The organism is Candidatus Phytoplasma pruni, from assembly GCF_001277135.1.
Lineage (GTDB): Bacteria > Bacillota_I > Bacilli_A > Acholeplasmatales > Acholeplasmataceae > Phytoplasma > Phytoplasma pruni.
This window is the reverse complement of record NZ_LHCF01000001.1, coordinates 33,447-59,815: the sequence shown is the minus strand read 5'-3', so window position 1 is coordinate 59,815 and position 26,369 is coordinate 33,447. Positions and strand designations below refer to the sequence as shown.

At 26.9% G+C, this 26,369-nt stretch carries 24 protein-coding genes; 18 read left to right on the top strand and 6 right to left on the bottom strand.

Features of this window, described 5'->3' with window-relative positions; genetic code table 11:
- Positions 1–53: 53 nt before the first annotated feature.
- The 6 genes from CPX_RS00270 to rpsO all read left to right on the top strand — a co-directional run bounded on the left by CPX_RS00270 (position 54) and on the right by rpsO (position 3,547).
- On the top strand, positions 54–887 hold the full coding sequence (locus tag CPX_RS00270) for an ABC transporter permease (RefSeq protein ID WP_053521276.1): 834 nt from the start codon (positions 54–56) through the stop codon (positions 885–887).
- Between the two features lie 10 nt (positions 888–897).
- Positions 898–1,851: an ABC transporter ATP-binding protein gene (locus CPX_RS00265; RefSeq protein WP_053521275.1), complete on the top strand. Its 954-nt coding sequence runs from the start codon at positions 898–900 to the stop codon at positions 1,849–1,851.
- Positions 1,848–2,195: an ATP-binding cassette domain-containing protein gene (locus CPX_RS03445; RefSeq protein ID WP_268760243.1), complete on the top strand. Its 348-nt coding sequence runs from the start codon at positions 1,848–1,850 to the stop codon at positions 2,193–2,195. The genes CPX_RS00265 and CPX_RS03445 overlap by 4 nt, the downstream gene beginning before the upstream one ends.
- The gene (locus tag CPX_RS03440; RefSeq protein WP_268760242.1) at positions 2,183–2,785 is read left to right on the top strand and encodes an ATP-binding cassette domain-containing protein; all 603 of its coding nucleotides are present in this window, start codon (positions 2,183–2,185) and stop codon (positions 2,783–2,785) included. Before CPX_RS03445 ends, CPX_RS03440 begins: the two co-directional genes overlap by 13 nt.
- Before the next feature lie 208 nt (positions 2,786–2,993).
- Positions 2,994–3,317 carry a cyclic-di-AMP receptor gene (locus tag CPX_RS00255; protein WP_053521298.1) on the top strand — a complete coding sequence of 108 codons (324 nt, stop codon included), beginning with the start codon at positions 2,994–2,996 and terminating at the stop codon, positions 3,315–3,317.
- 32 nt (positions 3,318–3,349) lie between these two features.
- Positions 3,350–3,547, top strand: a complete 198-nt coding sequence (gene rpsO, locus CPX_RS00250; RefSeq protein WP_053521274.1) for a 30S ribosomal protein S15 — start codon at positions 3,350–3,352, stop codon at positions 3,545–3,547.
- A 122-nt stretch (positions 3,548–3,669) separates the two neighbouring features.
- Here rpsO and CPX_RS00245 read toward each other — a convergent pair whose 3' ends face one another.
- From CPX_RS00245 to ychF, 4 genes are all read right to left on the bottom strand, one after another.
- The gene (locus tag CPX_RS00245) at positions 3,670–3,903 is read right to left on the bottom strand and encodes a hypothetical protein (protein WP_053521273.1); all 234 of its coding nucleotides are present in this window, start codon (positions 3,901–3,903) and stop codon (positions 3,670–3,672) included.
- A 192-nt stretch (positions 3,904–4,095) separates the two neighbouring features.
- Positions 4,096–4,374, bottom strand: a complete 279-nt coding sequence (locus tag CPX_RS00240) for a hypothetical protein (RefSeq protein ID WP_053521272.1) — start codon at positions 4,372–4,374, stop codon at positions 4,096–4,098.
- 1,367 nt (positions 4,375–5,741) lie between these two features.
- Positions 5,742–8,471: an isoleucine--tRNA ligase gene (ileS, locus tag CPX_RS00225; RefSeq protein WP_053521269.1), complete on the bottom strand. Its 2,730-nt coding sequence runs from the start codon at positions 8,469–8,471 to the stop codon at positions 5,742–5,744.
- Positions 8,472–8,555: 84 nt separating this feature from the next.
- Positions 8,556–9,653, bottom strand: a complete 1,098-nt coding sequence (gene ychF / locus CPX_RS00220) for a redox-regulated ATPase YchF (protein WP_053521268.1) — start codon at positions 9,651–9,653, stop codon at positions 8,556–8,558.
- 1,845 nt (positions 9,654–11,498) lie between these two features.
- Here ychF and CPX_RS00215 point away from each other — a divergent pair.
- The 3 genes from CPX_RS00215 (at position 11,499) to CPX_RS00200 (ending at position 14,904) form a co-directional block, all read left to right on the top strand.
- Positions 11,499–12,509 (top strand): hypothetical protein, encoded by a 1,011-nt coding sequence (locus tag CPX_RS00215; protein ID WP_053521267.1) that lies wholly within the window; start codon positions 11,499–11,501, stop codon positions 12,507–12,509.
- 32 nt (positions 12,510–12,541) lie between these two features.
- Positions 12,542–12,781 (top strand): hypothetical protein, encoded by a 240-nt coding sequence (locus CPX_RS00210; protein ID WP_053521266.1) that lies wholly within the window; start codon positions 12,542–12,544, stop codon positions 12,779–12,781.
- A 1,400-nt stretch (positions 12,782–14,181) separates the two neighbouring features.
- Positions 14,182–14,904: a pseudouridine synthase gene (locus tag CPX_RS00200; protein ID WP_053521264.1), complete on the top strand. Its 723-nt coding sequence runs from the start codon at positions 14,182–14,184 to the stop codon at positions 14,902–14,904.
- 20 nt (positions 14,905–14,924) lie between these two features.
- On the opposite strand, the gene CPX_RS03065 is transcribed toward CPX_RS00200, so the two are convergent.
- On the bottom strand, positions 14,925–15,077 hold the full coding sequence (locus tag CPX_RS03065; protein WP_200902618.1) for a hypothetical protein: 153 nt from the start codon (positions 15,075–15,077) through the stop codon (positions 14,925–14,927).
- 261 nt (positions 15,078–15,338) lie between these two features.
- Complete coding sequence (locus CPX_RS00195) at positions 15,339–15,560, bottom strand: hypothetical protein (RefSeq protein WP_053521263.1); 222 nt, start codon at positions 15,558–15,560, stop codon at positions 15,339–15,341.
- A 171-nt stretch (positions 15,561–15,731) separates the two neighbouring features.
- Between CPX_RS00195 and CPX_RS03060 the strand changes: the two genes are divergently transcribed.
- The 9 genes from CPX_RS03060 (at position 15,732) to CPX_RS00155 (ending at position 26,361) form a co-directional block, all read left to right on the top strand.
- Entirely contained in the window at positions 15,732–15,905 is a 174-nt protein-coding gene (locus CPX_RS03060) for a hypothetical protein (RefSeq protein WP_200902617.1), read from the top strand.
- Between the two features lie 108 nt (positions 15,906–16,013).
- On the top strand, positions 16,014–16,508 hold the full coding sequence (locus CPX_RS00190) for a hypothetical protein (protein WP_053521262.1): 495 nt from the start codon (positions 16,014–16,016) through the stop codon (positions 16,506–16,508).
- A 161-nt stretch (positions 16,509–16,669) separates the two neighbouring features.
- Positions 16,670–17,659, top strand: coding sequence for a hypothetical protein (locus CPX_RS00185; protein ID WP_152907376.1), 990 nt, complete (start codon positions 16,670–16,672; stop codon positions 17,657–17,659).
- Between the two features lie 32 nt (positions 17,660–17,691).
- Positions 17,692–18,150 (top strand): hypothetical protein, encoded by a 459-nt coding sequence (locus CPX_RS00180; protein WP_053521260.1) that lies wholly within the window; start codon positions 17,692–17,694, stop codon positions 18,148–18,150.
- A gap of 418 nt (positions 18,151–18,568) precedes the next feature.
- Positions 18,569–19,510, top strand: a complete 942-nt coding sequence (locus tag CPX_RS00175) for an ATP-binding protein (RefSeq protein WP_053521259.1) — start codon at positions 18,569–18,571, stop codon at positions 19,508–19,510.
- A 24-nt stretch (positions 19,511–19,534) separates the two neighbouring features.
- Positions 19,535–20,365, top strand: coding sequence for a hypothetical protein (locus CPX_RS00170; RefSeq protein WP_053521258.1), 831 nt, complete (start codon positions 19,535–19,537; stop codon positions 20,363–20,365).
- Positions 20,366–21,506: 1,141 nt separating this feature from the next.
- Positions 21,507–22,295 (top strand): HAD family hydrolase, encoded by a 789-nt coding sequence (locus CPX_RS00165; protein ID WP_053521257.1) that lies wholly within the window; start codon positions 21,507–21,509, stop codon positions 22,293–22,295.
- Between the two features lie 174 nt (positions 22,296–22,469).
- The gene (locus tag CPX_RS00160) at positions 22,470–23,105 is read left to right on the top strand and encodes a DUF4194 domain-containing protein (protein WP_053521256.1); all 636 of its coding nucleotides are present in this window, start codon (positions 22,470–22,472) and stop codon (positions 23,103–23,105) included.
- Complete coding sequence (locus CPX_RS00155; protein WP_053521255.1) at positions 23,089–26,361, top strand: ATP-binding protein; 3,273 nt, start codon at positions 23,089–23,091, stop codon at positions 26,359–26,361. The genes CPX_RS00160 and CPX_RS00155 overlap by 17 nt, the downstream gene beginning before the upstream one ends.
- Positions 26,362–26,369: the final 8 nt, after the last annotated feature.

Genomic DNA, 26,369 nt, shown 5'->3' with positions numbered 1-26,369 from the left:
ACATAGAGCAAAATAGAAGTGAGCTTGATTATTATGAAGTGGAAAAAAAACAGATGTTAAATAAAATATATCGCAAGAATAAAATGTTATTTTGGGGTTTATTGATTTTCTCCAGTTTAATGGTCTTAACTTATCTGATGCCTTTGTGGTTTGATAAAGAAGATAGTCATTTGACCTATAACGCTTTAGAACCTATCAGTAAGGAACATTGGATGGGAACAGACTCCATTGGACACGATCTTTGGAGTTTTATTATCAAAGGAACTCGAAATTCTTTAAAAATAGCTTTTTGTACGGCTTTGATAAGTGGTTTTGTAGGTACACTTTTAGGCATTATAGCGGGTTATTTTCGCAGTTGTACGGATTCAATAGTGAATCTTATTTGTGATTTTTTAGTGGTTTTTCCTGATTTTGTGTTAGCTTTTATAGTGATTTTTATGTTCGGAAAAGGGATGAATCAATTGATTTTATCGATGAGTATATGTTATTTGCCGCTTTTTATTAAAAATATTAGAGTGGCGACTATCCAAGTCTCACAAAAAGATTTTGTGCAAACCGCTCTTTCTTTAGGGGCTAGTCATTTTTATATTTTAAGAAAACACATTTTTCCTCATGTTTTAAGCACTTTAATTACTTTAATGACTACTCGTTTAGGTTCTATCATTTTAGTTGCCGCTAGTATGGGTTTTATCGGTTTAGGTCTTGACCCTTCTACGCCTGAATGGGGTTCTATTTTGAGTTTTAATAAGTCCTATATTAGTTCTCGTCCGTATTTAATTTTTGGAACTTTAATCTTTATTTTATTAACTTCTTTGGCTTTTAATTTAATCGGCGAAGGCTTGGTTCAATCTTTTTCCCCCTCGTCAACCTCAACAGAAAGAGAATAAATAAAAAGATATGCAAGAAAAGAGAGTTTTATTACAAATTCAAAATTTATATAAAGCTTTTTCGAAACATAAAAAGGCGTTTGAAGCTAATCATAATCTTAATTTTGCTATTTATGAAGAAGAAACTTTGAGCATTATTGGGGAATCTGGTTCAGGGAAATCTACTTTAAGAAAAACGATTGTTCAACTTCAAAAACCTGATTCTGGCCAAATTTTATATTATTCTCAAACTCATCAAAATACCTTATCTTTGAACGAATTAAAGAAAAAAGAGATGAAACCATTAAGAAGAGAAATCCAAATTATTTTTCAAGATTCTTTTTCCTCTTTAGATCCTAAATTTAAAATTAGAGATATTATCGGTCAAGGTTTATTAATCCAAAAAAAGGTCAAAAATAAAAAAGATCTTCGTTATGAGCGAGAAATTATCGCAATAGCGGAAAATTGTGGTTTAAAGAAAGATTTATTAGACCGTTATTCTCATGAATTAAGTGGCGGCCAAAGACAAAGAGTTAATATCGCTAAAACTTTAATTTTAAAACCTAAATTTATTGTTTGTGATGAAATTGTCTCAGCTTTAGATGTGACCGTGCAAAAACAAGTGTTAGATTTATTGAGTGTTTTAAAAAAGAAGTACCAAATGACTTATTTATTTATTTCTCATGATTTAGGAGTGGCTCGTTATATTAGCGATCGCATTGGTGTGATGGAAAAAGGTCGGTTAGTTGAATTAGCCCCTACAGAAGAATTGTTTAACAATCCTCTACACCCTTATACACAAAAATTATTAAACGCTATTCCGGTTTTACCGCAATACGCTAATTTAGAGCAACCACAACCTTTGAAGAAAGAAAAGAAAGGATTTAGTTTTTCTTCTGATTTTTCGGATAGAGATTTTTATGAAGTGAAAAAAGGTCATTTTGTTTTATGCACTTTGGACCAAAAGAAGGATAAAAAAGCATGAATTTATTGAAGGTTAATAATTTACATACTTATTTTAGCACGGATAATGGTTTAGTGAAAGTAGTACAAGGGGTTTCTTTTGAATTGAATAAAAACGAAAGCTTGGGGATTATAGGTGAATCCGGTTCAGGCAAAACACAAATCGTGATGTCTATTTTACAATTATTAAAAGAAAATCAAACCATATATGAGGGTCAAATTATTTTTAAAGACCAAATTATTTCTAATTTTAATGACCGAGAAATGCAAAAAATTAGAGGCGATAAAATCGCGATGATTTTTCAAGACCCTGTAGCAGGTTTAAATCCTGTTTTAAAAATTAAAAACAAATTATGGAAGTTTTAATTGTTCATCGCCAAATGTCTACCGAAAAAGCTTTTCAACATGCTTTAAAACTATTAAAACTAGTGGAAATTAATGATCCGGAAAGAGTTATGTTTTCGTATCCTTATCAATTATCAGGCGGGATGTGCCAAAGGGTCGCGATCGCTATTGCTTTAGCTTGTGAACCGGAAATTTTGATCGCTGATGAACCTACTACAGCAATTGATGTTTTAGTCCAAAAAGAAATTTTACAGTTAATTAAAAATCTTCAAAAGAAAAATAAAATGGCTTTATTATTTATTACTCATGATTTAGGGGTTGTTTCCCAAGTAACTGATAATATCATTGTTTTATATAAAGGTCAAATAGTGGAAAAAGCCGCTAGTTCTGTTCTTTTAGAAACCCCCTTACATCCGTACACGAAAAAATTATTAAATGATTTTTTAATCACTAGTGTGAATTTTAACCATTATGATGAAGCCACGGATTTTTATAACGCTGAAAACGCTAACTTTGATTTTCGTGTCTTTAAAAAAGACGGTTTGCTAGATCCAGATTTATTACAAATATCGTCAGAACATTGGGTCAGATGCACCATCAATAATAAATAGTACTTTTTATGGGTTAAAAAAGAGACTTTTCCCTTTGGTTATGGATGAATATGCTGCTTTAAAAGACACTAAAAAGGATCCTCAAAGGTTCTTGCGTGTCATTTTTAAAAGACCTAATAATATTAATTTTTATTATTTTTAACAAAATAACCTAATAAAAATTAATATTATTAAATAAATGTTATATAATATAAATATGAAAGATAGTATGAAATTAATTTTAGCAATTGTGTCTAGCGAAGATGCGAATAAAGTTCAAAATAATTTAAATAAAGAGAATGTTTTTTGTACAAGATTATCTACTAAAGGTGGTTTTTTAAGAGAAGAAAATGCTACTTTTGTGATAGGTATTGATTCTGAAAGAGTAGATGAAGTTTTACAAATTATCAAAGAACATTCTAGAAAAAGAACTCAAATGATTCCTGGCAACGTTTTAAATGAAATGGGGGCCTTTTATTCTTTACCTTCCGAAATTTCTATTGGAGGAGCAACTGTTTTTATTTTAGATATTGAACAATTTTTAAAATTATAAAAAAATCAAAAATTCATAAAGAGGTAATAATAATGTTATTAAGCAAAGAAGAAAAAAAAGAGATTATTAAAAACAATAGCAAGAAAGAAGGCGATACAGGTTCTACTAAAGTTCAAATCGCTTTATTAAATCGTGAAATTGAAGAATTAAACAAACATTTTAAGCAACATCCAGGTGATTTCCATTCCAAACGCGGTTTATTAACTAAAAATAAAAAAGAAATACTTTAATTAGATATTCTCAAAAAAAACAAAATTAATTTTTGTTATAATATGAAAAAAACTATTCAATGTATAGTTTTTTTTGTTTTTAAGGATTTCTTTTTTTATTGTTATTTAGTGATATAATTATCTTAGAGATCATTGTCTAAAATAGGAGAAAAAGAGACTAAAAGATTTATCTTTATGGCTTTTAGTTTTTTTAGAATAGGTTCCGCTTTTATTTTCAATTCAGCTAATCTTTGTTTGTTTTTATAAATGATGGGGATTATTTCTTTCGAAACCAATTCTTCCTGCTTTGTTTGGATTTCATCTAATTCTTTAATTAAATTATCAAATATACTTGTATCTTCGGATGATTGTTCCAAATAATTTATTTTATTTTTGATAACTTCGTATTCTTAAAGAAGCGGAAATCAGACTATTTTTTCTCTTCGGGTTCAGGAAGTTCATTTTTTAATTTATGTTCATATTGGTTTAATTGCTTTATGTTTTCTTCATGATAAGTGATGGCGCTGCGGCGGCGATTGAATCTATCATTAGTCTAATATTTAGGGTCATCATTTAGGGTCATTGGAGTTGTATATTTCGTGAGTCATTTCAGGAAAAACAATCACTTCTAAAGAATTTTTCAGTTTTTTTAAATAATCTTCCTCCTTTTGGAAAAATCTTACCCCATTCAATGGCAAACCTAAACCCACTTCGATTCGTAGTCTTCGATCTTCGTAGTGTAACTTGTTTAATATCCGCTTAATCTTAAAAATATTTTCAAATATTTTATATTGAAGGTTGATAAGTCTTTGGCGTTCTTTAATCAATTTATATTTATAATTAAACACTTCGTTTACTTTTTTCTGCTCTAAATCATCATCAGGTTTAGCTATTCTTTTGCGCCCTCTTTCTGCTTTCTCTGATTTGGTTGCTTCTGCTATTTTTTTGCATTTCTGATCTTTGTTCTTAATCCATTTATTATGTTCATCTTCTTCATTTACGTAAGAACTTAAAATATTTCTGTCAAGGTTATAAATGATGCTTTTCGTTTTATGACTTGTTTCAGGGTTATATTCGTCAGTATTGCTGATTCGCCCATTTTTATAAAAAGTATTTGCTTTGATCTTTTATTTGTCTGAGTTATATTAGAAATTAATTGGTTCGCCTTTGTCGTCTTTGGTTTTCTCCATGGTGTTTTCACGAGAAGATAATTGATAAATAGGTTCTTTTGGCGTATAGTTTATTTGTTTGTCTAGCTGGGCGGGTTATGAAATAATGAAACCCAAAAATCACGCCTCCTAATAAGATCAAACCTAATAATATTAAAGTTATCATAATAATTAAATATTTTTGCGATTTATTTTCCATAAATTGTTTGATGCGTTTCATCATATGTTTACATTTGCTGCCTTTTCGTTTTTTCGCTTCTCATCTATATGATTTCATTATACGTTTTTTTTGCAATCTTTTTGAGTATTTTTTGGCAATAAAAAAAGACCGTTTTAAAGGTCTCTTTTTAACTAAGGTTTATTTTTTTTAATATAATTAAAAATCCTCCTTCCTCAACCGTTCTAAAATGTTTTAATATCATTTTAGACCAAAAAAGGAGAATTTTTTAAGTGCATATTTTTATAAAAATTTTGTCAAATTACTATTATTATTTCACGGTAACAAAAAGAGACCGTCGCTGCGGTCTCTTTTTTTGAATTGTACTGTTTTGAAAGGCAAAAATAAGATATGACAATTATAATTAAAAGTTCATCACACTTTATATCTCCAATTTCAACCATCAGAAGAATAATAAAGAGTAACTATTTTAATTATATAATAAAATTAAAATTATTTCATGTAAAAATGATTAAAAATATAAAATTTCTTTGTGTTGGCGAAATATTATTGAGAAAATCATTTCTATTATTTTTCTCAATATGATATCATTATTGATTTATTTTTAATAAAAAGACTTGAAAAAGGTTCATTGTAACAAAAATTATTTATGTTTGAGATTTAATGTCTAATTATCCTTTTTAACCTAAAAATTATCATTGCGATTTATTGTTATTTTATGGTAATCAAAAAAGATGATAATAAAAAAAAGACCACTAGCAATGGTCTCTTTTTTTATTGAATTATAGTGTTTTGAAAGATCAAAAAGACGATATGTAATATTTTTATTAAAATATCATTGTACTATTCTTATCCAAATAGGTTATTATTAATCTTTAACCACTTGGGCACAACGCTGACACAAAACATCTTCTTTTGTGTTTTCTACAACATTCCAACATCTAGGACAAGTAGGACCTAACGCCTGTTGAACAGCAACTTTTACTTCTTGTGCTTCATGGAGTTCCACTTGAGAAACAATGAATAATTGGTTTAATTGGTCTTTAACATCTAAAACCACAAAAGAATCAACATCCGTTTTTGGCAAATGAAGCACTAATTTAGCTTGTAAAGATTTATTAATAAATTTATTTTGACGCGCTTCTTCTAAATTTTTCATAACCACTTCTCTTAAGTTAAAGAAATTTTTATAAGCTTCTTGTAAAGCATCAGAATAATATTTTTGAAGAAAAACTTTTAATTCTGTTTTAGTCGGCATTTGTTCTAAATAAATGTCTTTTTTCTTTTGGAAAGGTAAAGCTTTATAAGCTTCTGAAGTTGTATGAGGAATAATCGGTGTTAATAGTTTTAATAAATCTATTAAAAGATCATAAATAGTGGTTTGAATAACACGTCTTTCTAAATTATTAGCTTTTTCAATGTATAAAACATCTTTAGTAAAATCTAAATAAAAAGCACTAATACGGACAGAAATGAAAGGATATAATAAACTCATAATTTTTTCAAAATCATATGTTTCGTAATATCCAATCGCTTGTAAGAAAATTTCTTTAAACTCTAACACTATTGCTTGATGAATAGATGATCTTTTTTCAAAACCGATATAATTAGTTTGAGGATTAAAATCATGTAAATTACCTAACATAAAACGTAAAGTATTTCTGATTTTACGATACTTTTCTTCAATTTGTTGAACAATAGCGTTATCCAATCTGACATCAGCGTTATAACTAATACTAGAAACCCATAACCTTAAAACGTCGGCTCCTTTTTGTTTAATAATAGTTAAAGGATCAACCACATTATTCAATGATTTACTCATTTTAACACCTTTACCGTCTAAAATAAAACCATGAGTCACTACTTGTCGGCAAGGAGCTTTACCGTAAGCGGCGATAGAAGTAGTTAAAGAAGAATTGAACCATCCTCTATATTGGTCCGAACCTTCTAAATAGACATTAGCGGGTAAAAACTCTGGCGATAAACGGTTGACAACATTATAAGAAGTACCAGAATCAAACCAAACATCAATAACATCTTTTTCTTTGGTAAAACGATGATTAGGGCTTCTTTTATTGGTATAACCTGGCGGCAATAAATCTTTGGCGTCCCATTGATACCAAATCTCTTTCCCGTGTTTTTCGAATAAGTTAGCAATGTGGTTAATCAAATCAGCCTCTAAAATAGGCAATTCATCTTCAGCGTAAAAAATAGGAATAGGAACGCCCCACATTCTTTGACGACTAATCACCCAATCATTACGGTTCGTAATCATATGGGTCATCTTTTTTTGTCCCCATTGTGGGAACCAATCTATTTTTTTTATTTCGGCTAAAATTTGGGGTTTAATTTGGTTAATATCTAAAAACCATTGTTCTATCGCTAAGAAAATAACGGGTTTTTTAATACGTTCATCATGAGGATAGGAGTGAGTGATCCATTCTGATTTCACTAAAAGACCTTGTTTATCTAATTCCTCCGCGATTAATTCGTTCGCTTTAGAGTAGAAAACACCTTTAAAAGGTCCCGCTATCTCAGTCATTAAACCTTTTTTATCTACACTACAAATAACATCTAAATTATACCTTTTACCTACTAAAAAGTCATCATAACCATGTCCGGCAGCAGTATGAACTAAACCAGTACCTTCATTATCTAAAACATAAGTATCTAGAACGATTTTACCTTGGCGTCGAAAAACCACATTTTCATAAGTGATATTTTCTAAAGTATTACCTAGGAAAGTATCTAAAATAACTACCTTTTGCCAGTTAAATTTTTCTTTTAACTTCTCTAAAACATTATCTCCAACGATATATTTTTGGTTGTTAACCTCCACTAAATGATAATTTTTTTTGGGATGAACACAAATAGCGACATTGGCTGGTAAAGTCCAAGGAGTAGTGGTCCATATCAATAAATTAACATCTTTAAATTGAGGCTTGTCCTTAATTTTAAAACAAGCAAAAATAGATAAAGAACGGTGTTCTTGATAAATAATTTCTGATTCCGCTAAAGAAGACTGTAAATAAGGGGACCAATAAATAGGTTTTAAATTTTTAAAAATTAATTTTTTTTCGACCATTTTACCTAAAACACGCACTTGATCAGCGACATAAGTATTATTTAAAGTGATATAAGGTTTGTTCCAATTGCCTAAAATCCCTATTCTTTTAAAGTTCTTTTTTTGTTTCTCTACAAAAGATAAAGCGAATCTTTCGCATTCTTGAAGAAATTCCGTTCTATGAGTATGTCTATCTTGGGAAAATTTCTTTAAAACCGCGATTTCAATGGGTAATCCGTGAGTATCCCAGCCAGGGACAAAAGGGGAATAAAAGCCTTGCATAGTATGAAAACGTACGACAAAATCTTTTAAAATTTTATTTAAAGCGTGACCGATATGAATCTCTCCGTTAGCGTAAGGTGGTCCATCGTGAAGAATAAAATGAGGATTATTGGCGTTTTGTTTTAACACTTCTTGGTATAAATCGATCTCTTCCCAATGTTTTTCTATTTCTACTTCTTTTTGGCTTAAATTACCTCTCATAGGAAAATCTGTTTGAGGCATTAATAAAGTATTTTTGTAATCTATCTTCATAATGGCTTATCTCTCCTTTATTTTTCTCTTTATATTTTTTTATTTATTCTTTTATCAATAGGGGAAAAACTGATTGGTGGTTTCTTAAACATTGAAATGAAAAACAATTATATCTCCGTCTTGGACTAAGTAATTTTTACCTTCTAGTCTTAATTTACCGTTTTCTTTAATTTTGGTTAAAGATGTTAAGGTTTGGATATCTTGATAATTATAAACTTCGGCTCTAATGAAACCACGTTCAAAATCCGTATGGATTAAGCGAGCACATTGGGGAGCGGTGGAACCTTTCGCAAAAGACCAAGCTTTCGTTTCGTCTTTTCCGGTAGTGAAATAAGTTTCTAAACCTAATAATTGATAACTTTGTTGAATCACGTTTTGGAGGGCGGATTCTTTTAAATTATACTCTTGTAAGAAAGATTGACGGTCTGTTTCCTCTAAAGCGGCTAATTCTTTTTCTAACAAGATAGAAAGAGGGACGAATTGGCGGTTTTGGTTTTGACTGTATGTCATCATAGCTTGGAAAAAAGGATTCTGGTCTAAATCTTTTAAATCTTTTTCGTGAAAATTACCAATATACATCATAGGTTTTAAAGACAATAAATTAAAATTTTTAATAATTAATTGTTCTTCAGAAGTGAACTGTAGTTCCGTGACGGGTTTTTCGTTTTCTAAATGTTCTTTAATTCTGGTTAATAATTCTTGTTCTTGCAAAGTCTCTTTATCTTTTTTAGCCTTTTTTTGTTTATTTATTTTCGCTAAACGTTTTTCTATTTGTTCTAAATCAGATAAAATTAATTCTGTTTCAATAATATTACTTTCTTCAATAGGATTAATATGGTCTCTGACATGCATAATATTGGGGTCTTCGAAACATTTTACGACATGACAAATAGTATCTACATTACGAATATGACCTAAAAATTTATTACCTAAACCTTCTCCTTTCGAAGCTCCTTCTACCAAGCCAGCAATATCGATAAATTCAATTTGGGTGGGAATAATTTTTTGAGATTGAAAAAGACTGGCTAAATGGTTTAAACGTTGGTCTGGAATGGGAACGATACCAACATTAGGATCTATAGTGGCAAAAGGATAATTCGCTTCTAAAATATTCATATTAGTTAAAACATTAAATAAAGTTGATTTACCAACATTAGGTAAACCTACAATTCCTACTTTCATAATTTATATTCACCTTGTAGTTGAGTAAGATTTATTAAAATTTATCATGAATTCTTTATCATCTTTTTTTTAAAAAAAACATAAAAAAAAGATGATAAAATATGATATTTAATATAAATAATTATATCAAATTTGTTTATTTTTTTTTATTTATTGAACCTTAAAGACTTAAAGAGATAAAAGGCCAATTTATTAGGCTTAGTGATATCGATTGTTTGGACTCCTATTCAAAGAAAATAAACAAATAACTAACTAAACCACTTAATGTGGTTTTTTATTTGTTCAAAAAAGAAAAGGAAGTTATAACAGTTAAATCAAATAATATTCAATCATTCTACCCACAAACATTTATAAATAACGTCCACAAAAATTTATTAATTATTATTGGGTGCTAAAGAGGCTTTATTAACAGCGAATTAACGAATCGCAATGTGTGAAATCATATCCTTCATTTTCTTGGTTTGTCAAACGAAAGAATGATAGATTACAGCAGAGAATAAAAGCGGATTGAGGTGAAGTTCATAACCAATATGAGACCGCAAGAAGAACGAATTCCAAGGAGAAGTCCTGAAACGGACCTAAACGTCAAAAGAAGAGTAATAATATAACCAAGTCGAAAGGAATTGAAACGACTTGTAAGATGGGACTAAATAGTAAATATCCAGGACTATTCAGATTATCAGGGGATAAAATCCCTTCCTGGTTTTAATGCCAACATCTTAATTCATCTGGCTAAACGGTATTTACCTATTTTATGAAGTGAAAACTCATAAGTTAATGCTAAGGTCAAGCGTCCCTAAAGAATTCACGTAGTTAGTAAGAGTAACTTGGATTTTTCTAAAAATCAAGGTTAAAACCTAAATGTATGAGGATAAAAAGTCATACAGATCCAAGGAAAAAGCAGAATCATAGTAGTCGTTGGAGTAAAACTTAATCTGGAATGGTTAAGATAATCGCCTAACCAGGAAGTCATGGAAAGCATGGTATAGGGCGAAAGAGAAAATAATATTTCGAGTTTAAGGGCGTAGAAGGGCGGTGGCTATATGCTATCAAAGGAAAGTAAAATTTCAAAACTAACTACGCATTTAAACAGAATTGAGACGAATTCAAGAAACTTTAAATCGTCAAAAACTAGAAATATTATAAACGCCGTATACTTGGAAACTTGCTCGTACGGTGTTGTGTGGGGCTAGTTTGTAATAGGGAGTCATCCTGAAACGTATCTAATCTATCGCGATTTAAAATATTAGTATAAATATCTTTTGAAACTAGCAAATTATAAAAAAATTAGACACTTTTTCATCTAATCACAAATGTTTTGTTGGTTTGAAAAGATATTAAAAAATTATTACTTAATTTCAAGTTTGAAAGAACAATTTTAAAGACAAAAGTTGTATTAAAAAACGGAACAGCGCATTATTTTTAAAATATTTTTTAAAAAAAGGTTGACAAATATTTTTTTTATGTTACCATATAGTAAGTTAATAAATAATTTTTTCTTAAAAGGTATTTGTTTTAGAAAAATTAGTTGTGGTCTTTCAGTACCGTTTCGTTGGGTCTCACCCGTATTAACTGGTTTATTTTGATGGCGGTTCTAGAGAAGGCTATTGAACGAATAATTAAAATTAAAATAAATTAAAAATTATTCGATTCTAAACTTTCTACGGAATTAAAACAAATTAGAATAGTTAACTCTGTCAAAAGGAGGAAATCTAAAATCGCGGAATTCTTGGAAACTTGTTTGCTTGGCGGCGTGTGGATCAGTGTAATATCTATTCTTAGTAAAACACATTGTTAATTTATCGTGATAATTAAAAAATAAATTAATAAGAAAAAAGAGGTTTTATGTTAAAATTAAAGTTTCATTATAAGTTCAAATATTTCTTTTTATCTTTTTTTATTTTATTAAGTGTTTTCTTTTTATTTAATCATCAAGCATTGGCATTGGTTCAAAAAAATAATGAATCCTCAAAGCCTCAAATTCATTTAGTTTTATTAGAACAACCTTATCCTTTGGTTACCAAAGAGCAATTAGTTAACAACTATACTACTAAATACTTAAACAAAACTTTACAGCTTAATTCTTCTCCTTGTTATAATGCTACATCTAACAACAACTTAAATACAGTTATCAAAGGCGCTCCTTCTAATCTTTTGGGAATTTATTTTGATGGTGGTATAAGAGAAAATAAAAATAATTGTTATACTTTAAATAATTTAAAACAAATGATTAATGATGTAACAAATATTTATCTTTTTTATGATAATACTTGTTACAACGATGTTACTATGCAAACTCAAATTAATAAAAACTTTTATTTTGATAAACATAAACAACACTGGGAAGTTCCTTCAGAATGGCGTCCTTGGTTTTGGTCTTATGAAAAATGGAGAAACCATTGGTATAACGAAAAAACACCCACTGAAAAAGGTTATTTTTTAGTTAAATACGGTTCTCAAGGTTTTAAAATAGAAGTAAATATTGATGAAAAAGAAACTATGTGTTCAATTCCAGAACATGCAATTGGTTCAGTTTTAGATAATAATTTTTCTAAAATAAAAAATTTGACAGAAAATGGCTTAAAAACTTATTTAGGTGATGGTATTTATATTGACTATGATAAACCTTTTTTAACTTTTACAACTAACAATTGGTTTAATGATGCTTGGAATGTTTCTCATAATGTTATTAGTTTTATCCCTATTGTTGGCACTACTATTGATGTTTCTCTGGGTTTATTTGATGTATTGGAATCCTTTGTACAAGATAATCCAGAACAACGTATAAATAGTACCTTAGATATTGCTTTTACTTTAATGCCTGTAACGGGAAAAAAGTATCTGGTTCTAAAGTAATAAAAGCTTTTTCTAAAAAATTACCTAAATTATTGCAAAACAAAATAATAACAAAAACAACTGAAAATATTGTTGGAGACATCATTTTAACTCCTTTTAAAGATGGTGCTCAAACAATAACTCAAAAAAAATTCACTTCTAAACCTATAAATATTAAATTAGACGATTATACAACTTTAACCGCTAAACCAAGTAATAAACTAATATATGATGTTGAACCTAATGAAAAAGTACATGCAATTAATCATCTTGGCGAGGAAATAAATGAATAATCGAGCAGTTTTGTTAGTTTTGTTTTTGTTTTTAGCTTTTGTATGGACTATTTATTATCCAGAGCCTGAAATAAAAAAACTTAAAAAAGAACATAAGAAGCAAAAAAAATTAGAAAAAAAAGTTAAAATAAAAATAAAAATTAAAATATTAAGAATATCTCAATGGATTTTGTTTTTCGTATTTTTATTTTTGTGCCTTTTAAAAAATTTTATAATAATATTATTTTAGATATAATATTAATTATTTTTTTGGTTGTTGTTTTCATTCTTGCGTTTTTTTGCTTCAGCATGTACTCAAGGAGCGGTTTTGAAAAATTCTTACGAAGAGGATTTTCTAAATTGGATAGTTAATTATTTCTACAATAGACAACAAAAAAAGAAACTTAAAGAAGAAAATAAAGATAAAAGTTAAATAAATATGACAAAATAGAGAGAAAAATAAAAGGAATTAAAAATATTGTTAAAGTAATTAGTTTCGATCCCGCAAATGTTAGTAATGAAAAAATATTAGGATTTGTTCTTTATTTTCCGAATCAAAATACAGCGAATGTTTATGGTATAACTCTTAATCAAAAAACTATCATCATTGATTCAGTTTCTTTAGATGAAAGTACTCATTTATTGTTTGACTTAATTGTATCTAATGAAAGACGTCTTTATTACAAAGGATATTAATTGGGTTATAAAACAAGAGCAAATCAAGCAACTAAAAAAATAAGAACTTTATTGGGTTTTTTTCTATATCTTATATTGTTGGTTTTTATAGAGGCAAAAAGATTGCTTCACAAGTCTTATAGTATCTTTTGTATTTTTGTTAGTTGTGTATACTTAATTTGTACTTATTATTTCGTGATTTATTTAAGTATGTTGTTTCCACAACCGCAACAATAAAATCAGCAAGACTGAACTGTTCCATTCTTGGAGTTTATTTAAATCTGTTCTGTCGATGGTTTGTTTGTTAACCCAAGCTGTTACTGTGCGCCTTGATTTGTTGCTATTTTATTAAAAGCCATATAGTAATTTTCAATATTATTAGTAAGCCATTGAAAAGTGCGTTTTGAAACTCGCTTGTTGTTTTTCAATCTCTTCTCAATTTTGTTTAAATGCGTATTTAGTTTTGAAATTTTTATTTCATTTGATAGCATGAAGAAACCAATAAAGAACAACAAGAACAAGCTTTTAAGGAATTTGATAAATTATTCATTGAATTTATTAAAAAACCTTAATCCAACAACCCAACCAACAATTGATTTTAAATATCAATTACCTTTATCCCCCAAAGAGGAACTTATAGGAAAAGTTCCTCTTTTTATTAAAAAAGTCAAGATTAAAATAAATCATTTAAAGAAAAATTATTTATAATTTAAGATACTAAGAGATAAAAAAAGTAGGTTTATATAATGGAAAGAATACAAAAAATTTTAGCTAACTCTAATATCACTTCTAGAAGAAAAGCTGAATTATTAATTTTAGCTAAAAGAGTGAAAGTTAATGGTAAGATAGTGACTACCTTAGGCGCTAAAGCATCTCCAAAAGATGTTATTTTAGTAGACGATAAACCTATTCAAAAAGCACCATATCTTTATTTTTTACTCCATAAACCTAGTGGTTATATCACTAGTGTTCAAGATGATAAAAAAAGACCTATTGTGCTTGATTTAATTAAAGAAGAACATCAACAAAGACTTTATCCCGTCGGCAGACTTGATTTCAAAACAGAAGGTTTATTGATTATTACTAATGACGGAGAATTAACCCACAAATTAACTCATCCTTCTTCTTTAGTTCCTAAAGAATATCATGTCCAAATCAATCATTTTTTAACTTCTTCAGAATTAAAAAAGTTAAAAAAAGGGATTATCATTGATCATAATTATTTATCTATTCCTCAAGAAGTTCATCTTTTAAAACAAACCAAAAAACCTTTACCTTCTACTTGGTTATCGATCACGATTTTTGAAGGGAAAAACCGTCAAATTAGAAAAATGATGGAAGAAATGGGTTTTGAAGTTTTAAAACTAAAGCGTTATAGATATGATTTTCTGACCTTAGATCATTTGCCTAAAGGGAAATACCGCTCTTTAACCAGAACTGAAGTTAAACAATTATTAAGAGAAAATTGATAAAAGGAAAAAAGATCATATCATGGTTTTAACACTAAAGCTAAACCTAATTTTTGTAATTTTTGATAAAAAGCCAATTTTTTAAGTTTTTTCACCGTTGCCAAAGACGGCAATACCATTTGATAACCGTATTCTTTTAATTGTTTAAGAGTTTGCAAATAAGCTTTTTCCAAAGGTTTTACTATTTCTGTAACAGGACCATTTTTCCATAATTAAGGAAATTTATTACCACTATAAATAGTGTTTAATTCCGGTATTAAAAAAAAGATACCATTCCCGTCTTTGCCTTAGTTAAATTCATATAATAATTTAGTATGCAGCATTAAATGTTCTTAAGAGGTTGCAATATACTCATCTGTAGGCTTGTTGGTGTGCAAAAGGGTTTTGTGAGGCTTGTTGAGGATCGGAAAGAAGTTGGGGGGCTTTACTTTCGTCTATATGATGGGTAAATAAACCTTCTTTTTAGCTCTTGTGATGCCAGGCGTTTTAGTTAAACAATGGGCGTGAGTGAAATAATTTTTAAGTACCGGAGCGTGCTGCAATTTTAAAAAATGGCATATTTCTTCGTATGTCGTTTCTAACAAGATTTCGTAATAAGTAGAATTATGACGGATTTTAAAAGGATTATAAGGTAAAGGCTTTTTAGTTGTTGGCATAGTCCTTTGGCTCCTTTCTGAGTGGTCTTTTTTGCACCCCTTTTAAACGTCTTTCTTGTTATAATATAACAAATCATGCCCAAATAATAAATATTTTTCAAAAAAGGTTTTAAAAATTATGTAAATGCATGTTACAATATATAATATCATAAGTAAAAAAGGAGAGATTAAATGGCAACAGTTAATTATGAATTTGAAACTAATTTCTTAGACGATTTATTCAAAGCAAAAGATAATTTGATAAATATGTCCTATTATTTAATTCATCAAACTCAAAAACAAGAAATAAACGATATAACTAATTTAAAACTACAAAAATTATTTTTTTATAGTTATGCTCATTAAAAGACAAAAACAATTTCCAAAAAATTTTATATTTTTAATATTTCAAATTGTGAAAAATACATTACTTTTATTTCATATTTTTTTATTTATTTTTTTAATTTATATCTTTTGTATAAATTACCTAAAAAAATTTTTTTTCTTCCAGAACCAATTCCTTTTATCAAAAAAATTGATGAAATGCTAGAAACTTTAGGGAACGAATCTTTAAAAAAAGAAAAAGAACGACTTTATCAAGAGATTAAAGCACTTGAAGAACAAAAAACTACTTTAGGCAAACAAAATAATAAATATCAAAAAAAACTCTCAATTAAAGAACAAAAAATTAATGATTTACAAAAAAAAATCGAAAAACAAAGAACAGAATTAAAACAAATTGAAAAAGATTTGTCCAGAAAAACCACAGAAGCTGATAATTCACAATCTATTTCAATGGATAAATATAAAATAAAATTAAAAGAATTAAAAAAACAATTAAAAGTTCAAGAAACTACAAATCAATATATTTTCATAATGATTACTATTGCTTTGACTTTTATGTGTTCTATGATTTTGTTAATTTATACTAATAAAATCCGTATACAGGGTTATAATAATCAAAATTAATTATTTTTTTTAGATAAGGATAATTTCCAAAATGCTAAAATTTTTCTCACTAACTAAAATTTAAAGATTTTTGCAAAATTTTTAAATTTTTTATAAATAATAGAAAATTTTTTTTAATAAGGAGCAACATCGTCAATAAAATGAAGGGAATAAGATATATTTTGATTATTTTTTTTTATTTTTTGTTGTTAATATTTTCTCCAATTGGGGCCATTTCTATACGTAATTATCAAAAGGATATTCAAATTGAATTTCCTATCGAAAATCGTCCGGAATTTAATTATCAAGTTATGTATGAAAAATTTTGGGATGATATTTGTGAACAAAATGGTTTTACCAAAGTTCCTAAATATAAGTTAAATTTCGAAGGTGATAATGGGGGTATAGAAGATAAGAAAATAGAGGATGTTTTTATAAAAGTTTGGGACAAAGATACTTTGTATTCATCAGAAGAAATGTTAACAATACTTAAAGATAAACATAATTCATTTTTTCAAGATTTATCGCAATCAAATTCTGATAGTTATTGGTTGAAAACCTTTCAAAATTTGTTATATTTCAAACAAGAAAATAATAAAAATATTTCATTTATATCAGACATTAAATATGAAGCTATTTTACAAGATAATAGAAAAAATAATAATCAGCAGGATGAACAGTTGAAAATAATATTCGGTTTAGATTCTTCGAGAAAAGAAATAAAAATAAATTGTGATTTAGGGGAATTGCAAGAAAAAGACATAACAAATGAAGGTATAAAAAAAGATATTAGAAAGGTTAATTCAGATTTAGAAAAAGATTTTGAAAAAGATTTAGAAATAAAAATTAATCGATCTGAAAAACAAGCAGAAATCAAACATCCAGAATATTTGGAAACAATAATAGTTAATTACAAACCTGATTTAATTAAAACTATAAAGTTTCAAGTATCCGAAGCAGCACAAATTGGTTATTCTGACTCATGGAAAAGTCTTATAACAAAAATAAAAGATATAAATCGTGGTGATGTTGAGGAGACATTTTTACAAAAATTATATTTTTACCAACAACCGGGAACATCGTTGTTGTTAGAAAAATGTGAATTTGTTCATCCTGATTGTAATGGCTCAGTAATATTTCAACTTAAAGACATTAAAAAGAAAAAAACATAAGAGTTTATTGTTTTGAAAAACCTCAAAAAGGCTTGAAATTAAATGTCCAGACATTCAAACCGAAACCGAAAAGATTTTTATTAAGAAAATTATTCAGAGATAATACGATTTCTTTTAAATCGATTACATTTAAAAATGATATTTATTTAATTATTGACCATAATGAACCAATGGAAAGTTCACGCAAATTCGAATTTCAAGAAGATGGTTTTGAATGGAAAAAAACAAACTCCAATGAAAAATCAGAAGTTATTGGATTTCAACCTACTGGTTATTATACAGCACAAGGGAAATTGAAAAATAATGGAATAGAAGAAGTATATGATTTTAATAAAATAGAGATAACTAAAAACAAAGAAAATATTTTAACATATTTAAAATATTCTCTTATTAAAGAAATTTTACTAACTTTTCCATTTTCTTCTAAAGAAGAACAAGAAAAAAAAGAAGTTGAAATCAAAGAAATTATTAAAACATTTACAATATCGTAAATAATTTAATTTTATAGAAATAAATTAAAAATTTTTGAATTTAAAGTAAAAAAATATAAAAATATCAAACTATATTGATAGAAAGATGGTTTTTATTGGAAAAGAAATCAAAATTAAATATATATAATATTGTTTTGTTTTTATTATTGTTAATTATTGCTTGTGGCGTTTTGTTTTATATATTAAAAATATTAGGTTTTTTAGAATTTATTAAAAAAAAACTCAACAAGAACAAACTCAATCAATAAAATTACACGATGATACATTAGAAGAAATAGTAGATAGAATTTTTGAACCATATAAAGAATCTATTCAACAAGAAAATAAAAAAAATGATCAAAATTTTACTAATTTTAATCAAAATTTTCAAGATTTTAAAAATGTTTTAAAAACCGAAATAAAAAAAATTGTACAACAAATGGGAGGCGAAAATGTCAGTGATGATTTAACTGAATATGAAAGTAAAATAGATGAATTGACATATAAAATTGATCGTCCTAATTATAAAAGTTTAAAAAGTTTAGAACAATTAATTGGCTTACAAACAGAAAAAGCGGCATTAGGAGATTTAAATACTTGTATGACTTATTCGCCTTCTTTAGAACGTTATCAACAAAAACCTCCAATAGGAATTATTTTTCACGGAGTTCCCGGAACTGGAAAAACTACTCTTGCAAGAGCTTTAGCAAAAACTACTAATTTTAATTATATTGAAATCGATGGAACTAATTTTCAAAAATATAATTCTAAAGAGGGGATTAAAATGGTAGATGCTTTATTTAAAAAAACACAAGAAATGGAAAGAGTTATTGTTTGTATTGATGAATGTGAAAATACTTGGGGTAATTTAACTAAAGCCGAAAATCAAGCAACCAAAAATATTGTAACTAAATTTAAAAATTCTTTTACTTCAATTAATAATCAAAATCGTTCTAATAAAGTTTTTTGGATTGGAACTACTAATCATCTGGAAGATATTGATGACGCTATTTTATCTCGTTTTGATTACAAAATAGAAGTTAAACCTTTAGATTTAACAAGTCGTAAAGAATATTTTGAAAAAGTATTTATTGCAAAATTAAAACAAGAAAGTTTAATATCTGAAGATGCCATTAATTATTTAATTAATGAGCTAGCACCGGCAATTGAAAAATTTCCTGAATTAAAAACATTTCGTGATATGGAAGCTTTAATAAGATTGTCTATTATCAAAGCGATTCAAAGATTTAAACAGGATAAGATTCCACCAGAACAAATTACTAGAAAAGATTTAGAACTCGTTTTTAATAATAAAAAACAAGAAATTGCAGATGCAAGAAGTTGGAATTCTATTAATACAAAAAATAATTTTAAAAAATAAAATAAATAAAGGAAGTATCAAGCGTTGAGAGAAAATAAGAATTTATTAAATATTAGACAAATATCCATGATATTATTATTAACTTTACCTTTAATAACTTTGATAGCAGTTAGTGCAGCGGTATTAAGTCAGTATCATGCTACAATAAAATCAGAATTTATAGTAGGTAAGAGACCTCAAACGGATAAAACAGTAGAAGAACTACAAAAAGATTTTACTGTAATGGAATTAAAAGAAAAAAGTGATCAAAAAGTATCGTGGGAAAATAGTGGAAATAATATTATGCCAACCACCAATAATACTTTTTCAATTGTAGCTGATTATCCGGTATTCGCAAATCAAGGTAAAGTTAAAAAAGTTTATGAAATAAAATTAAACGAAAATATTCGTGCTAAAAAAGATTTATTTGTTCATTTAAAAGATATGCAACAATATTTTATTAACAAAACCAATGATCAGTCAACAAATGATTCAATAGACTCTACTTCTGCTAATGAACAATTTTTAGAAATAGAATCTATTAAATGGTTATCATCCGATGATCAACCGTTAGATGATAAAAAAGATACAAATAACTTAAACTTAGGTAAAACACTTTTATTAAAAGGACCAAAAAAACTACCAGGAGAAACGGACTTGATTACGGAAGCTCAATTAAAAGCAGATCCTAAATTATTTGAAAAATTTAAAGAACAATATGAAAAAAGTGATACAATCAAATTAGCAATTAATTTTAAAATTAATCAAGTCAAAATGGAAAATAAAGGACTTTGGGATGCAAATAGTAATTATTTAAATTCAGACGGTCAAATTAAACTAGGGGCTCAATTCAAAGTATTTACTGATGAAAATTAAAGATAATTAAACTAAAAAACAAGATAATTAATATTTAAACCAATTTAATCTATAATTGTCAAATAAAACTAAACTATTTATTTTTGAAATAAATAGTTTAGTTTTTTATGTTTAAATTCAGGTTTTTATTATAATTTATACAACAATTATGAATATAAAAAAATAACCCGATATAATTTAATTTGATTTTTTATATTAATTTTTTGTCTAAATATTTTGTTTTTAAAATTAATAAAGTATATTTTTTAGTTAAATTAGAAAATTTAAAACATTAAATATTATAAAATATTATACTTCTTTTTTAATAATTATTTTTATATCTTATTTATATTATGTTGCTAAATAGAAAATTTCTCCCAAATTACGTTATATTACTGAAATTATGTTTATAATTTTTTATATAAGTGGTATTTTTATTACTTCATTTCAAATTTTTAATAATAATACAGTTATTTTTCTTTTGTTTTTCAAATAGTTTTCGGAAGTTTTATGCGGATTCTTCATTTAGAAAGTCTTGGATACTTTTGTTCAAGACGAATTTCCTAAAAAATATGAATATATTGTTATTAATCTCATGTTTATGAATAATGTATTTTCAATTTTTTTTGCCTTTGTTAATATTATTTTAAGAATTTTAAAATGGTTAGGTTTCACTAAAAGAAAATAGTTTTTATCTTTGAAAATTAACAAAATAATAAAAAGTAATTAATTATAAAATGAATAAAAACAGATAAATTAAACATAAACCAGCGATCGATTTAGTGATTAATTTATATAGCAACAGAACTGCTTTTGATTTAAGCAAACAAACCCATAATGAAGATTCTTGGCAATATTCCTTTAACGATCTGGATTACTTACATAACAAACCTATCGATAATCAACACACACACACATATATATATAACTATTATTCAACTTATCCGATAAATGAGAATTGATTGCTAATATCCTAAATACAAGGCTAATTCCATCATATCTTTTTCCCAAATTAAGCACTTTTTACTAAACATAATTTCACAAGAATAAGGCCCTTTCTTTGCTTTTTATATTTTCTAATCTCTTCTTTCTTTTGCCAAATGATCTTTTTTTTGATATAATAATAAGTAATTAGTATATTTATATAAGATAAGAAAAAGAGGTGTTAATTATTAAAAATAGATTATTTTTTTTTGATATCGATGAAACTTTATATAGTAATAAGAAAAAAGCTATTTTACCACAAACCAAAAAATTAATTTTAAAATTATCTCAAATGCCTAATACTATTTTAGGAATAGCAACAGGTAGAAATTACCGTAATTTAAACGCTGTTGAAGAATTATTGCCGTTATTTAAATATTTTGTTCTGATGAACGGTTCTTTAACTATTTATGATGGCAAAATTATAGACGAATCTCCCATTCCTACAGAACATATTGAAGAAGTTCATAAAAGAATTCAAAACTATCAAATGATGGCTACTAGTATAGGAATTAATGAAGCGGGTTTATATTTTGTCGAAAAGAAAGATGATATGAACCTAGTCCAAGAATATAAGAAAAATTTAGATTTTAAAATTGATAACCAATTTTACTTAAAAGAAAGAATTTATCTTTTAATCGTGGCAGGAGCAGATAAAGACAAATTAGCCCCTTTATTTAAAGATCTAGACTATTTCAATATTTGTGTATGGAAAAATCATATCGATTTAACCGTTAAAGGCGTTAATAAGTACTACGGAATTAAAAAAATTAAAGACAAATATCCTGATCATCAATTAATTTGTATGGGAGACGGTTCTAATGATATTGAAATGTTAGAAGCGGCTGATATTGGTATTGCGATGGGAAATAGTTTATATCCTAAAGTAAAAGCAGCAGCTAATATTGTTTCTCCTCATATAGATGATGATAAAATGTATGATTTTTACGAAGAACATATTTTATAAGATATCATTATTTTTTAGAAAAAAACAATTTTAAACATCTTTTAACTTTATACAAAGCGTTTCCTACTCTTTTTGATCCAAAAAGGGATTAAAGAACAACCCAATAAAGCTTGAAAAAATGTTTATTTATTGTTTTTTTATTAATAACAAATTTTTTAAATTAAAAGGGTTATAATGGATAAAAAAACACAAGAATTACATATCTTTTCCCTCAAATTTGAACAATTAAAAGAGAAAGAAAAAGATCTTTTTTCGCGTATCGTTAATAAACTATTTCAAGTGAATTATTTAACGTTGCAAAAAATGGCAGATGCTAATGATTATCGTTTTATTTTATTACACCGAGAACTTTTTTATTCTTTTTTTCAATTAGCAGATTTTGAGTTAGAAATTAAAAAACATGATGAAGTTATTTTTATTCATAATTTACATCATTTTAATAAATTAAAATTAAAAAAAGAAGAAAGTTTGATTTTATTTATCTTTCGTATCTTGTTTCAACAAAAAAAAGAAACAAAACCTTCTAAAACTAAAATAGAAGTGTTTTTGCAGGATATTTTTAAAGAATTAAAACATATTGGTTATTTTGAAGTGCAAAAATTCAAAAAAGAAACAGTTAAAAAAACTTTAACGATGTTGCGTCAATATAATATTATTGATTATTCGGATCATAACAATCACTTGTCTGATGATTTAACCATTACCATTTATCCTTCTATTCTTTATTTAATTGATATAGAGATGATTAAACATTATCAAGAACTCTTTCTTTTGAAGCAAAGCAAAAACCCAGATGAAAAAATTAACTAAGATACAATTGGTAAACTGGCATTTATTCTCTTCTCAAACGATTGAAATAACCGGAAATGCTTTAATTTCTGGCGACAATGGAGCGGGTAAATCAACTTTATTAGATGCTTTACAATATGTTTTAATTGGTGAGAGAAAAAATGTTAAATTCAATTTAGCGGCTAACGTGAACGCTAAACGTTCTTTAGAAAGTTATATGAGAGGCAAGATAGGTGCCGAAAATAAGGAGTTTTTAAGGAATGGGGATGTTATTACCCATATTGCGTTAGAATTTGTGGATGAGGAAACTCAAGAACACACTATTTTAGGTTGTGTTTTGGAATTGCCTCAAAGAGGAGTTTTAAAAGAAAGGTTTTATCTTTATGAAAATATAGCCTTAAAAAGTGACCTTTTTATTTCTAATAATAAACCGAAAAACCATAAACAATTAGCGGAATATTTACGAGCGCATACAAAAGATTTTAGTTTTTTTGACACCAAAACACAATATAAACAAGCTATCGGTAAATATTTAAATATTAATGTCGCTAAATATTTAGAAATTTTACCCAAAGCGTTAGCGTTTAAACCGCTTAATTTGCAAAATTTTGTTTTTGATTTTTTATTAGAAGAAAACCCGATTAATATTTCGAGTTTAAAAAATAGTGTTCGCCAATTGAAAAAAATAGAGTCTCAAATAGAATTAGACAAAAACAAATTACAGCAATTAATCGTTATTATTGATGCAGAAAAAAAATTTAAATTCTTAGACGAACAAATCAAAATTAACTCTTTAGTAGAGAAAAAAGTTTTAATAGCGAAATATCACAACAATTTAGAAAACATGTTGGTTAAAAAAGAACAAGAGGTTCTGAAAATTAACCATTTGTTAGAAGAAAAACAGAATATCAACGCTTCTATTGAAAATTTAAACAATCATTTGTTACAATTGCAAAACAACCATTCTCAAGGCGATTTAAGTCAATTATTTTATTCTTTACAAAAAGAATTATCCCAAAAACAAACTTTTTGCCAAGATTTGCAAAGTCAAATAGATTTTTTTCAAGAGAGATTGCAAGCTGAACAAAAAATCTTAAAAGAATTGTATTGTTTGCAACCGGATGATATTATTCATCAAACAGCCGAAGAAATAGCATGTTTTTTAATTGCCCCAAAACCATTTGATATTTATTCGGAATTGAAAAAAACCATGTTGGAGATGACTGATTATTTATCCCAAGAAATTCTGAATTTTAATATCGCACAAAATGACGTTCAAAAAGAGATCAAGTTTTTGCAACAACAAATTGCTGAAAAAAACTCCACTTTTCAAGCCATGAATAATATCACTAAAATATATAATCCTAACGTTAAAAAACTAGTGACTTTATTAAACGAAAAATTAAGTCTTTTTTATAAAAAAGAGATCCATATCCATCCTTTTTGCGAATTGATTGATATTAATGATGAATTATGGCGCAATTCTATTGAAGGTTTTTTAGGTAGTCGGAAATTTAATTTAATCGTGGAAGCAGGCTATTTTGATCAAGCTTTAAAAATATATGAAAAATTTCAAACTAGTGAAAAGATTTATGACGTTGGTTTGGTGAATGTAGATAAAATACCGGATGTAGATGATAATCCTCATAGTTTAGCGGATAAAATAACTAGCAACCATAAAGATGCTTTAACATACGCTAAATTATTGTTATCACATATCATCTGCGAAACTGATGTAACCCAATTAAAAAACTATAAAACCGCGATTACTCCTCAAGGAATGATTTATAGTAGTTATACCGCGAAACAATTAAATCCGAAAAGTTACCAAATTCCTTATATCGGTAACGAATCTAAAGAAATACGTAAAAAAATACTTTTATCAGAAATTAATACTTTAAAAGACTATTTAAACCAAAAACAAAATATTTTTATGAAAAATAAAAGTATTATTGAATTAATGAGAAAAAGTAAAGTCTTTTCTTTGGTTAATAATGATCAGTTTACCGTCTATAAAAAAATATCTGACAATGAGCAAGAAATAGTTGTTATTAACCATAAAATAGAACAATTCCGCAGTCAACAAAATGTGGAACAAATAGAAGATAATTTAAAAAAGATTAAAAAAGATAAACAAATTCTTAACGAATCATTAGATCTTGTTTTATTAAAAATTGTGGAAAGCAAAAACAAGTATAATATGTATGAAGAGAAAATAAATTTTCTTCAAAAAAGATTAGTGGAATTGCAAAAAGATTTATACGCTATAGAACAAAAAGAAGTAGTTAATTTAGAAAAAGTTCCCGTTCAATTGCAAAATTATTTAACTACTTACCAAAACAATTATGAATATATTTTACACTATATACAAGATAACGTTAAAACTATTGAGAATCAAAAAAACGCTCAACACCTTGATTTGACGAAGTATATGAACTTATACATTGGGACTTATCATCTAAGCGCTATTGAGGCAAAATTAGAATATTTTGATTATTTCGTACAAGAATATAATTTAATTAGCTCCAAAAATTTGATCACTTACGAACAAGAAGCAAAAGAGTTAAGTTCCAAAACCGAAATTATTTTTAAAGAAGAATTCGTTAATAAACTCAAAGAAAGTATTGAAAACGCTAAACAACAAATTAAAAAATTAAACGAACTTTTAAAAAATAGACCTTTTGGCGATGATAGCTATCAAATTATTACCAAAGCCTCTGATGATCCTGAATATAAAAAATATTATTCCATGATTGTAGAAGATAACCTAACACAAGAGATTAATTTATTTTCCGAGAACGCTTCTTCTTATAAAGATATTTTATTAGACGAATTATTTCAAAAAATAATTTATTTTGAAGAAGGATATGAAGCGATAGCTTATGAATTTTTAGATTATCGTAATTATTTAACTTATGATATTAAAATTAACGATATTTACGGAAATGTATCTTTATTTTCTAAAATTTTTCGTGAAAAATCTGGTGGAGAAACTCAAGTACCTTTTTACATTATTATTGGCATTTGTTTTGAACAATTATTAAGCGCAAACGCTGTTCATAAAGGTTGTTTAGTTTTATTTGATGAAGCTTTTAATAATATGGATGAAAATAGAATCGAATCCATGATGTATTTTTTTAACCAATTAAACATTCAATTTTTAATCGCTATTCCGCCTCAAAGGATTGCTGATATTTCCCCTTATGTAACCACTAATTTAATTATCGTCAAAGATAATAATCATGTTATGGTAGAAAGTTTTACTAAATTAGCTTAAAAAAATTT